Source organism: Allostella sp., assembly GCF_041913585.1.
GTDB lineage: Bacteria > Pseudomonadota > Alphaproteobacteria > ATCC43930 > Allostellaceae > Allostella.
In genome coordinates this window covers 1-2,355 of the sequence record NZ_JAYSFE010000263.1, presented here as the reverse complement: position 1 = coordinate 2,355, position 2,355 = coordinate 1, and the positions used below count along the sequence as shown (strand labels likewise).

The 2,355-nt window shown below is 74.6% G+C and carries 3 protein-coding genes; 1 reads left to right on the top strand and 2 read right to left on the bottom strand.

All coding sequences use genetic code 11. The features are described from left to right. Positions 1–66: 66 nt before the first annotated feature. Both ACE3Q3_RS23975 and ACE3Q3_RS23970 read right to left on the bottom strand, forming a co-directional pair. On the bottom strand, positions 67–1,065 hold the full coding sequence (locus ACE3Q3_RS23975; RefSeq protein WP_374450315.1) for a lysophospholipase: 999 nt from the start codon (positions 1,063–1,065) through the stop codon (positions 67–69). A 7-nt stretch (positions 1,066–1,072) separates the two neighbouring features. Continuing rightward, a complete protein-coding gene (locus ACE3Q3_RS23970) occupies positions 1,073–2,020 on the bottom strand; it encodes an ABC transporter ATP-binding protein (RefSeq protein ID WP_374450319.1) in 948 nt (315 codons plus the stop codon). A 163-nt stretch (positions 2,021–2,183) separates the two neighbouring features. On the opposite strand from ACE3Q3_RS23970, the gene ACE3Q3_RS23965 reads away from it, so the two are divergent. Beyond that, the coding region (locus ACE3Q3_RS23965; protein ID WP_374450317.1) for a zinc-finger domain-containing protein at positions 2,184–2,355 on the top strand (172 nt) is incomplete at its 3' end.

The window sequence follows — 2,355 nt, the reverse complement described above, 5'->3', positions numbered from 1 at the left end:
CCAAGTTGGCCCTGTGGCGGCAACTTCGCCCCCCCGCCCCCCACCCCCCGGGGGCCCGGGGCCGGGTCAGGAGGTGCGGTCGCGGGCGAGCCGTCCGCGCGCGTCGCGGTCGGCCCCCGACGGCAGGCCGGCCCCGGGGTCGGCGATCCAGGCGAGGATGTCGTTCCAGACCACCTCGGCCTGGAGGTCGCGCAGCAGCATGTGCCAGCCGGCGGGATAGACCGCGACCCGCTGCCGGTCGGCCGCCCCGGGCAGGCGCGAGAGCATGAGAGCGGTCGGTTCCCTGGGCACGATCTGGTCCTTCTCGCCATAGAGGACGAGCGCCCGGTCGTCGAACCGGGCCGACGCCGCCAGGGCATCGTCCATGAGATCGACGAGGCCGCGGACCGTGTCCGCGCGGGTGTCCTTGATGACGTGCGGATCGCGGCTGAAGTCGCGCAGCATCGCCTCGTTGTCCGACGGCCGGAAGCCGAGACCGCTGCCCGACAGGCTGAGCCAGGGCATCGCCGTCGAGACCGCGGAGAGCGCCCAGCGCTGGACGAAGCCCATGGTCTGCCGGCCCCAGACCGCGGGCGCCACCAGGATGACGCCGTCCGCCGCCGGCGGTGTCGGTCCCGTCATCGTCACCATGGCGATGGCCCCGCCCATGCTCTCGCCGAGCAGGTAGAGCGGGACCCCGGGATGGCGCGAGCGGACCAGGCGGAGTGCCGTGGCGGCGTCGCCGGCATAGGCGTCGGTGCCCGGCCAGCGCCCGCGGTTGGGCGCCTCGCCGAAGCCGCGCTGGTCATAGGCGTAGGTGGCGACGCCGCGGGCGGCCCAGTGGCGGGCCGGCATCTCGAAGGCCGCGGAGTAGTCGTTGAAGCCGTGCAGCGCGACGACGACCGCCCGCGGCGGCCCGTCGGGCGACCACAGCCGCATCGGCAGGCGCAGGCCGTCGGTGGTGACGAGTTCCCGGTTCTCGATCGTTCCCCGGGTCACCGCCGGCCCCGGCAGCACGTAGCCCGGGGCGCAGCCGGCGACCGCCGCCAGCAGCGCCAGGGCCAGGATGCCGGCGGCACGCGCCATTCCCGCCCTATGCGGCCGCGGCGGCGGCCGGCCGCGTCAGCGCGAGGAAGGCGTCCTCGAGGCTGCCTTCCTCGGTCGTGAGGTCGACGGCCACCAGCCCGGCCGCCTGCAATGCCCCGAGCAGGTCCTGCGCCCGGGTCCGGCTCGGCCGGTAGCGGAAGGCGAGGCGGCGCGGCCCGGTCAGCTCCGCCCCGAGGGCCGCCAGTGCCGGCGGCACCTGGGCCAGCGGATCGGCCAGCGTCACCACCAGTGTCTTGCGGTCGAGGCGCCGCACCAGCGCCGCGGTCTCGTCGCAGGCGACCACCCGGCCGCCGTCGATGATGGCGATCCGGTCGCAGAGCGCCTCTGCCTCCTCGAGATAGTGGGTCGTCAGCAGCACCGTGGTGCCCCGCGCCGCCAGGGTGCGGACATGGCTCCAGAGCTGCTGCCGCAGCTCGACGTCGACGCCGGCCGTCGGCTCGTCGAGCACCAGCACCGGCGGGTCGTGGACCAGCGCCTTGCCGATCAGCAGCCGCCGCCGCATCCCGCCCGAGAGCGAGCGGGCGTAGGCGTCGGCCTTGTCGGCGAGCCCGAGCGCGGCCAGGATCTCGTCGGTGCGCCGCTCCGCCGGCGGCACCCCGAAGAGGCCGGCGTGCAGTTCCAGCGCCTCGCGCGGCGTGAAGAACGGGTCGATGTGCAGTTCCTGCGGCACCACGCCGATCGCCTGGCGGGCATGCAGCGGCTGCCGGTCGATGTCGTAGCCCCAGATGCGCACCCGGCCCGCCGTCTTGCGGACGAGACCCGCCAGGATGCCGATCAGCGTCGACTTTCCCGCCCCGTTCGGGCCGAGCAGGCCGAACATGGAGCCGCGGGGGATGGTCAGGTCGACGCCGCGCAGGGCCTCCTTCGCCGGCTGCTTGCGCCGGGCGGCGTAGGTCTTCGTCAGCCCGGAGACCTCGACGGCATTGCCGGGCATCGGGATCGGCGGTTGCGGCGCGTACACGCGGGCGTGGAGTCCGGTCCGGGGTCTGGGATGGCCGGAGATTGGCTTCCGGTTGCGCCATCGGTATCATCCGGCGCGAATTCGGGTCAATCGGGCCCCGCCCTCTCGCCGGCGGGCCGCATCATCGGAACCTGCCATGCTGCACCGCGACGCGCCCCGCACCACCCCGGCCGGGACGCCCATCGAAGTGATCGAGACCGAACAGCCGACGGTCGCCTGCGACGGCGGCAACGGCCCGCTCGGCCATCCCGTGGTCTTCCTCAACCTCCTGCCCGCGGGCGCCATCGACTGCCCCTATTGCGGCCGGC

Coding starts and splice junctions, on each gene's coding strand:
- ACE3Q3_RS23970 (WP_374450319.1), bottom strand. CDS start 2,020: ATGCCCGGCAATGCCGTCGAGGTCTCCGGGCTGACGAAGACCTACGCC.
- ACE3Q3_RS23975 (WP_374450315.1), bottom strand. CDS start 1,065: ATGGCGCGTGCCGCCGGCATCCTGGCCCTGGCGCTGCTGGCGGCGGTC.